The organism is uncultured Sphingorhabdus sp. (assembly GCF_937872355.1).
GTDB lineage: Bacteria > Pseudomonadota > Alphaproteobacteria > Sphingomonadales > Sphingomonadaceae > Sphingorhabdus_B.
In genome coordinates, this window is the sequence record NZ_CALMSV010000184.1 from 1 (window position 1) to 8757 (window position 8757).

7 protein-coding genes and 1 pseudogene are annotated in these 8757 nt (G+C 51.5%); 5 read left to right on the plus strand and 3 right to left on the minus strand.

From position 1 onward, the window contains the following. Window positions 1–346, plus strand: a 346-nt coding sequence (locus Q0239_RS12320; RefSeq protein ID WP_298603324.1) for a GMC oxidoreductase, incomplete at its 5' end; no start/stop codon positions are given. A 396-nt stretch (window positions 347–742) separates the two neighbouring features. Beyond that, complete coding sequence (locus Q0239_RS12325) at window positions 743–2290, plus strand: class I adenylate-forming enzyme family protein (protein WP_298603328.1); 1548 nt, start codon at window positions 743–745, stop codon at window positions 2288–2290. 302 nt (window positions 2291–2592) lie between these two features. Here the strand turns inward: Q0239_RS12325 and Q0239_RS12330 are convergent, their stop codons facing one another. Together Q0239_RS12330 and Q0239_RS12335 are read right to left on the minus strand one after the other, a co-directional pair. Then, window positions 2593–3711: an AraC family transcriptional regulator gene (locus Q0239_RS12330; protein WP_082831473.1), complete on the minus strand. Its 1119-nt coding sequence runs from the start codon at window positions 3709–3711 to the stop codon at window positions 2593–2595. 57 nt (window positions 3712–3768) lie between these two features. After that, window positions 3769–4556, minus strand: a pseudogene (locus Q0239_RS12335) (IS3 family transposase); the annotation flags it as partial. Between the two features lie 387 nt (window positions 4557–4943). Here Q0239_RS12335 and Q0239_RS12340 point away from each other — a divergent pair. The 3 genes from Q0239_RS12340 (at window position 4944) to Q0239_RS12350 (ending at window position 7569) form a co-directional block, all read left to right on the plus strand. Beyond that, on the plus strand, window positions 4944–6494 hold the full coding sequence (locus Q0239_RS12340; RefSeq protein WP_298603326.1) for an FAD-binding oxidoreductase: 1551 nt from the start codon (window positions 4944–4946) through the stop codon (window positions 6492–6494). Between the two features lie 19 nt (window positions 6495–6513). Further along, the gene (locus tag Q0239_RS12345; RefSeq protein ID WP_054588525.1) at window positions 6514–7209 is read left to right on the plus strand and encodes a glutathione binding-like protein; all 696 of its coding nucleotides are present in this window, start codon (window positions 6514–6516) and stop codon (window positions 7207–7209) included. A 168-nt stretch (window positions 7210–7377) separates the two neighbouring features. Further along, window positions 7378–7569 carry a 4-oxalocrotonate tautomerase family protein gene (locus tag Q0239_RS12350; RefSeq protein WP_054588526.1) on the plus strand — a complete coding sequence of 64 codons (192 nt, stop codon included), beginning with the start codon at window positions 7378–7380 and terminating at the stop codon, window positions 7567–7569. Window positions 7570–7881: 312 nt separating this feature from the next. Here Q0239_RS12350 and Q0239_RS12355 read toward each other — a convergent pair whose 3' ends face one another. Beyond that, a complete protein-coding gene (locus Q0239_RS12355) occupies window positions 7882–8367 on the minus strand; it encodes a DUF3320 domain-containing protein (protein WP_298603327.1) in 486 nt (161 codons plus the stop codon). Window positions 8368–8757: the final 390 nt, after the last annotated feature.

Consider the following 8757-nt stretch of genomic DNA (forward strand, 5'->3'; position numbering starts at 1 on the left):
TACAATGTTAGCTGGGGTGAAACAGGCTCAACAAATCATGCAAGCTCCGTCATTTGATGCACATAGAGGAAAGGCGCTCTACGCTGGCGCAAGCAACGATGACGAGGAGCTAAAAGAAGACATCCGCAACCGAGCCGACACGATTTATCACCCCGTTGGTACATGTAAAATGGGCCCAGATAGCGATCCGAATGCTGTTGTCGATCAGAGGCTAAGGGTGCGAGGAATCAAGAGTTTGCGAGTTATTGATGCCTCGATCATGCCAAAAATAGTTTCCGGAAATACAAATGCCCCATCGATCATGATTGGCGAAAAAGGCGCCCATATGATCTTGGAAGATGCTTGATCCATTCGGGACAAGACTCTTCTCTATTTGCAAAACGCAGTTGAACGAAAACGCTCTATTTCGAAATATTTCGTTGGTTTTTCGTAGGATGGCGCAACATTTTTCGAGCCGCATATTGGAATTGATTATTTCTGATCCGAACAGGTTTGTGACCCTCAATGCGAATCTTGGATGAATTGGTCGAAGATTTGTTTCATTCGGCTCTGTCTATCAAGTGCCGAATTTGTGCAAAGTCGATGTCCAAAGCGATAGGATTTTTGGAAGGAAACCGAGATGGATCGGACTGATGCGATTTCGAAATTGACTGCTCGAGGTGAGCAATTCGAGCTTCAGGATATTACGATCAATGGGAATGTGTGCAAATGGTTTGTAAACGCCCCGAGCACTTTGCCGCAAATGATCAAAGAATCGATCAGCGACCAAACTTTTTACGTTTATAAAACAGAACGATACACATTCAATGAAATGTATCAGCGGGCCTCGAGCTTGGCTGCCGAATTGATCGAAAAATATGGTATTTCGCCTGGAGATAGGGTCGCCATTGGCATGCGCAATTATCCAGAATGGCCAATCGCATTTACAGCGATCACATCAATCGGGGGCATCGTAGTCGCGCTGAACGCCTGGTGGGAATCCGATGAGCTCGAATACGGACTGAATCACACCGGAACAAAAGTTGCAATTGTTGATCAAGAGCGGCTTGACCGTATAATTGGAAATGACCGCTTGAATGAAATGCACCTCATCTCGGTTCGATCCGAACCTGAAGAGAGAGCCCAACCGATCGAACCTCTGCTAAGTCGCAAAGTCGATATGCCAGAGGTTGAGCTGGGACCGGACGATGATGCGGTCATCTTGTTTACATCGGGATCGACTGGCCACCCCAAAGGGTCCGTCTCGACGCACCGCAACATCATTGCGGCGCTCTTGTCCTGGGAGCTTGATCTGGCAGTTTTGGCAACAATCCACGGTGGCGCGCCCAAAGGGCAATCGAAGCCGCATTATCCGGACGCAGCCTTGCTTGGCATGCCGCTTTTTCACGTCAACGGACTTCTTGCTGTATTGCTGACCAGTTTCCGCAGAAAGCGGAAGACTGTTGCGATGTACAAATGGGACCCGAATGTCGCTGTCGAGTTGGTTGAGGCAGAAAAAATTGTCAGCTTTGTTGGAACGCCCGCAATGACGGGAGACCTTATGCTGGCGGCGCAAAAGCAGGATAAAGATGTGAGCAGCTTGCTCGCCGTGGGTGGCGGCGGATCGGCGCGCGCTGAATCTCAAGTGAAGGGCATTGACGAGACATTCAAGAATGCAAAGCCGCACACCGGATGGGGGATGACTGAAACCAACTCGATCGGCACGTCGATCGGTGGCGAAGAATATCTAATGCGACCATCCAGTTCGGGCAGGGTGAGCGCGGTTCTTGAGCTCGGAATTGTTGACAGCGACGATAACTTTGTAAAGGCCGGAGAGCGCGGAGAATTGCTTGTTCGAGGAACCTCGGTGATTCACAAATATTGGGACCGACCAGATTCGAGCGGCGATTTTCTGGAAGGTGGTTGGTTCAGGACGGGAGATATCGCTTATCTCGACGAAGATGGATATCTCTACATCGTAGATCGGTTGAAACAGATCATCATTCGGGGTGGTGAAAATATCGGTTGCGCCGAGGTGGAATCGGCAATGTTAAACGATCCGGCAATTATTGAGGTCAGCGTTTACGGCGTAGCCGACCAAAGGCTGGGCGAGGATGTTGCGGCGACAATATATGTTGATCGGGAAGTAGACGTCGACGCCATAAGATCAAATCTGAAGCTCAAGATTGCCGGTTTCAAAATCCCAAAGCACATCCGGGTCACAACCGAGCCATTGGTTCGTATCGCGTCCGGTAAGATTGATAAGAAGACGATCCAAAAAGATCATCAAAAACTCCTAGATTTGGAGTGACGCAGATGAATATTCCAGGCTGTCACAATGTGACTGATTTTCATCGTCTCGCCCAGCGTCGAATTCCATTTCCAGTGTTCGATTATTTTGACGGCGCGGCCGAGTATGAAATCACGCGATGGCGCAACAGAGAGGCTTATGAGAGCTGCGACTGTTCCCCGTCAGCGTTCATGAGACAGATTAGCGGTTGAAGTTTAGGAGGGTTTTGGTTCTCGTCGTAGTGACGAAGGAACGAACATGAGAACCAAAAGTCGAGGTCGAAGCGCCCTGCCGAGTAGGTTGTAGCTTGAGCAGTGGAATCGCTAGGATGTATTCGCTTTGCGCCAACGACCGGGTGCCATTCCACCGACCCGTTTAAAAGCTCGACAAAAACTACCTGCTTCAGAGTATCCAAGCGTGTAAGCGATCTGCTCTAATGTCATGGTTGATGATAATAAGAGCTGGCAAGCACGTTCAAAAATAACTTCGGACTGGATTTGTCGAAAATTTGTTTCTTCTGTATGCAAACGACGCCTCAGAGTACTCATTGAGCACCCTAAAGCTCGACAAATTTCTGGCTCAGTGGACAGCTTTTCATTTGACATCTGCAGAAGCATTTCCTTGACTCTGTTTTTTGTACTTGAGTGGCGCCTTTCAAGGGTGTTGCTCAGCTTGTCCTCTAATCTCATGCGTGACCAACGGTCATCGAATTTCAATTGCATACGAAACAAGCTGCGATTGAATGAAATTGAATAGTTTTTCTGCCCAAATAGCGTTTCTGTTCCAAACGCCTTTCCAACCTCATCCATATTGTCCGGTCTATCGTTCTTGAATGAAGTTTGGCATGGATATACTTCGGAATTGGTTAACTCTTGGACCCAGGTAACCAGGGCAGCCATGCCTCTTGTAGCTAGAAAGTGTTGACTGAATGGTGGCAGCTTGTGCCCAAGAATCACGAATTTGATGGTGTCAGGATCTCGGACAACGGAAACTTCGTTGATCCACAAAGATATCTTGTAGAATTTGGCGCCAATCGTTAGCGCTTGTTCCAGCGTGCGGCTAGCCATCATGGCGAAACCTAGTGTTCCATAACAGGTCAGGTGTTGGCGCATTCCCAAAATCACGCCGTTGGCAGGATCATCGTCTATCTCCAGCAAGTTTTGAATTGCTCGGAGTTCTTGCCAGACCTGAATTTCGCAATATGGGTCTTCAATATCATCCAGATCTAATTCCGTTCCTTTCAGGATTTCGAGGGCTGGAATGTCGTGTTCGCGCGCGAAATCAACAAGGAGTCTCAACGATGTAACTTGTCGAATATCTGAAAATTCTTTTTTGTATGAGATGTGGGTCATTTTCGCGTCACCAAAGTTGAGACCACTTGTCTCCGATTGGAGCGGCAATGACAAGACTTCACCTGACTTCGGATCGATGAACTGGGCCATAGGCGCTGACGGGGAACATTGAGATTGAAGACATTGAAGTGAATAGCGCCTAGTGATCTAGACGCCTTCATTGTTTGTTTTTTGCTGTCGTTCGAAGTTCACAGGTGACAACATGGGGTTTGTGGCGTGCTTTCGCACGGGGTTATAGAATTTCGATGTAGTCGAACTCATCCTGCCGAGCTTCTGCGCGGGTTTTTTATGTCCGCCTTCGGATCCGTTCGCGTTTGAGCAGGTTAAGGAAGCTCTCAGCGAACGCATTATCATGGCAGTTCCCGCGCCTGCCCATTGAGTGCTTGAGATTGTGGGCATGGAGGAGCCAGGTTCATTCGCGGGAGATAAACTGTGAGCCCTGATGGAGTGGATCAGAACTACGTTCTTCGGCTTTCTGCGCCACACCGCTATCAGCAGTGCCTGGCAGACCAGATCAGCGGTCTGCCGACTTTGTATCTGCCAACCAACCACCGCCGTGAATAGAGATCGATCACCACTGAGAGGTAAGCGAAGCCCTCATGCGTTCTGATGAAGGTGGTGTCTGTTACCCATGCTGCGTCGGACGCTGACACTGCAAACTGGCGATCCAACGTATTGTCGATCACAACTGATGGCGTGCCACAATAGCTGTCTGGACGCCGCTTATAGCCAACTTGAGCTTTGATCCCGGCTTGCCATGCAAGGCGAGCCACACGGTTGGGACAGCTCTGCTCACCCTGATCAAGCAGAACATCATGCAGATGCGGTTGCCGTACACCCTGCCACTCTTCCCGTGCCTCGTGGATGAGCTTGGTCTGTCGGGCATCTTCCTGCGCCCTCTGAATCAACTTATGAGACCTGACCCTGGCTGGGAAGTGTCTCGGGATCGACGCTGGAGCCAGACATGCAACGGTTCCTAACAACGAATCACTTCGCAGGCAGCGACCGCGAGCAGTTGAATTGGCTGATGGGCTTCTCGCGCCTGAACATGAGGCCTGTAGCAGCCCGCAATAGCCGAGGTTCTTGTCTGAATTTTCCAATCCAAGGGAGATCCCGGCCGCGCACGAAGTTGAATGAATCTGTCAAAAAACTGACTTCAATGGCAATAGAATAGGTTCGTCGACCCGTTAACTTCTGGTGCTCAAACTGATTTCTGAGGGCATTGAATCATGACTGAGCAAGCTGGCTACTATGGTAAGAGGCGCAAATGGCATAGCTGGGGATACGAAGACGAGGTCATTTCCCAGGCTGAGGTCAAGGAAATGGCCGTTCGCGTTGGCAAACGCCTGGGCATTGATGAGCCGGTGGTCTTGTCTGATCCAACGCTCGAGGAAATCGAGTTGAGGGAATCGCGGATCTCCATCCCTGCTTCCTTGTCGTCTTTTTGTAATTCAGACAAATGGGATCGCGTTTCTCATTCCTACGGCAAGAGCTTCAAGGACCTGACGCGCATTTTTCGGCGAGATTTTACCAATCCGCCTGATGTGATTGCCTATCCTCGCAACGAGGCCGAGGTTGCCGCAGTTTTGGATTGGTGCGGTGATAATGGCTATGCGGCAATTCCATATGGCGGCGGATCAAGTGTCACGGACGGCTTTACTGCCCCGGAGGATTGCGACGGTTCGGTAATTATCGATTTGGGGAACATGAACCAGGTGCTGGAGGTTGACCCGGTCTCCCGCTGCGCACTTATCCAGGCAGGTACGCTTGGGCCTTCGCTTGAAGATCAGCTAAAGCCGCACGGCCTCACATTGAGACATATTCCGCAATCCTGGGAGTTTTCATCGCTTGGCGGCTGGATTGCGACGCGTTCTTCGGGCCACTATGCTACCCACCTTACCCATATTGACGATATGGTGCAGAGCCTCAGGGTCGTAACGCCGCGCGGAACGATAGAAAATCGCAGATTGCCGGGATCAGGTGCCGGCCCGGATCCCGACCGCCTCTTTATCGGTTCTGAAGGCTCGCTCGGGATTATCACACAGGCATGGATGAAGCTTCAGGGGCGAGTGGTCTTCCGGGCGAATGCGACCATCACCTTTGACACGTTCTATCAAGGTGCCGCAGCCATTCGGCAGATCACACAGGCAGGCCTGTTTCCTGCGAATTGTCGTTATCTGGACGCGCAAGATGCCCAGTTTTATGGCGCTGGTGATGGCACAAAATCTGTGCTGCTGCTTGGCTTTGAATCTGCGGATCATCCCGTGGATGTCTGGCTGGAGCGCGGCGTTGAAATTTGCCAGGACCACGGCGGTGAAGTCGTGACCAAGACCGGATCGGGCGGCGATGCCTTGAAGTCAAGCCGCAGCGGCGCGCAGGGGAATTGGCGCGAGCAATTCCGTTACCTGCCGCGATTGATGCATACGCGCGCTGCGATGGGCGTGGTCAGCTTTACCTTTGAAACGGCCTATACCTGGGACAAATTCGAAGCCGTGGACACGGAAATTATTCGCCGGGTCAGCGAGGCGCAAAAAGCGCTGACCGGCGGTGGCATTGTTTGCCGCAGATTCTCCTTCCTCTATCCCGATGGGCCGGCGCCCTATTATTCCGTCGTTGCGCCTTCCACGCACGAGACGAGCCTTGAACATTACCAGGCGCTTTCCGACGTGGCTTCTGATGCGATATCGGAGCTTGGCGCGACAATCACGCACCACCATGCGGTCGGACGCAGCTTCCGTCCGTGGTACGACAAGGAAGTGGACCCGCTTTTCCGGGATATGTTGGCTGGCGCAAAGAATGCTGTTGATCCAGATTGGATTATGAACCCGGGAATGCTTCTCGACCGTTCGAATCATCTCAAGATCGTCGGATAAGGGGAGCAGGTCGCACGCTATGATCGAACTGTTTTTCTGGCCTACTCCCAACGGATACAAGGCGACGATTGCTTTGGCGGAATTGGGATTGCTTGGCAAAGTTACGCCAATCAATATTCTGGCCGGTGAACAGTTCGATCCGGCATTTCTTAAGATCAGTCCAAACAACAAGGTTCCCGCCATCATCGATCACGATGGTCCAAATGGCGAGCCGGTTGCGATATTCGAATCTGGCGCCATATTGCTCTACCTGGCTGAAAAGACCGGAAAGCTTCTTCCCAAGTCTGAAGTGAAAAGGCTGGAAGCCCTGCAATGGCTTTTCTTCCAGGTGAGTAGCATGGGGCCGATGCTCGGGCAGGCACACCATTTTAGAACATACGCGCCCGAGAAGATCGAATATGCGGTAGACCGCTACACACAAGAGGCCGCTCGCCTTTACAAAGTGCTCGATAACCGGCTGGCGGATCATGAATATCTGGCGGACGAATTTTCGATAGCCGATATAGCTACGTTCACATGGGTCAGGCCCCGAAAAATGCAGGGCCAGGACCTTGAAGATTATCCAAATGTGAAACGTTGGTATGACCAGATCAAGGTTCGCCCGTCTGTCTCTGAGGGCCTGAGTGTTCTGTCCGACAAGATGAAATGGCAAGCTAAGCCCGGTTCCAAGGAATGGAAATCGATGTTCTCCGGCTCGGAGAAAAAGTCAGATTGATCGGTCGGGCTTGCAATGCCTGCAATGAATTGCCCGAGAATCGCCCCACCGACGAGTTCGGGATTGTGAAGCAGGCAAAGTTGCCGGTCACGGCGACATTGATGATTCATCGGCATTCGGACAGAAGCCCATGATTTCACATCATATTTTTGAACAGGATTTGCCGCGATGCCTTATATCAATGTCCAGTTTACCAAGGGCGCTACCAAGGAAGCCAAGCGAGAGATCGTAAAAGGTGTCACAGATTTAATGGTGGAGCACCTCGGTAAGAGGCCCGAGCACGTCCATGTCGTGATTCAAGAAGTTGAATTTGAAGATTGGGGGTTCGCCGGAAAACTCGTTGCGGAGCTGTCAGACTAACTGTACCTGATTGAAAATTGGACCCAATTGGGTGCTGTCAGACTTGCTACAGCTCGTCTCCGATTGACAGAGCCATGGCAAGGTCGCGCTGAGATTAGGCAGCAAGAAACTGCCACTCGCCAAAATCGGCCGTTACTCGCTAATCTAACTCAGCTTCACCAGCAGCAGCTACTGCGTTCGGTGTGCCCTCCCATTTCCCATATTCCCCCACGTGACCAGTTATTTCGCCGGTTCGTTCTGAAGGGCTTTTCCAACGTCTTTCCAACGGATCTCCGCGCCCTCGCGGCGAAGGATCCCTCATTCTGGGTAGCACTAAGTCTCAGCCTCGACTGACGATCGTGCAATCGCAATGGCCTCTTCAAATCTTACTCTTGTCGGCTGGCGAAGCCGCGCCAGTTTGAATGCTTTGGAGTAGTGCGCGAGTATGTCTTCGGTTGATTTCTTTGATCGGATTCCGGGCAGCGCCAAGCTGGCCAACTCGATCAATGGGATATCCCGATGCGATCTCCAGTCGGATCGTGAGGGCCTCAAGGGTACGATCATATGTGGGCTCGAATGCTTGGGAAAAAGGACAAGGCGATTTCCGTCATACGCCCGACGGCACTCAGCTGGGATCGCCGAAACAACTCTCTCCTGAATAATCCGTCCCGCCTTTTGCTTCCCATGCGCACGGGCGACCCGTTCGACGACAAGGTCGAGATAGACGGGCCCCTCACGTTCGATGACCTCCTCGACGATTGTTTCGAGACGTCGCTGATATGCATCTTCATAAAGCAGATCGCCATCACCTTCAGGCACTGAAAGTTCGGAAAATTGGTACTCTTGGCCCACCTCGTGAGGAGGCAAACGATAAACCGTTTCATGCGGTTGCCGTGATTGATCACTCGAAATGTGCGTCTCATCTTTACCGCATGAGGATGTAAGCTGGTGCAGCCCCCTGCCTCGACTTTCGACCAAACCGCGCGAATGCAAAGAGTTGCTCCGGGATGGGGAGAGCGCGTTGTTTACAAGCTCCTCCCACCTCTCCTCATGCGGCCTGAAAGCCGCAGGTGCGCGGTCTGCTGACGACAGCGGGAGGTGGTCAGGCAACGCTTTCTTCAACTGGGAATTACTCCAGACTTGTCCATCTGACATCAGCTGCAAATCCTTTTGATAAATGAACGGCGCGGGGTTGTATCGCCAGCATCA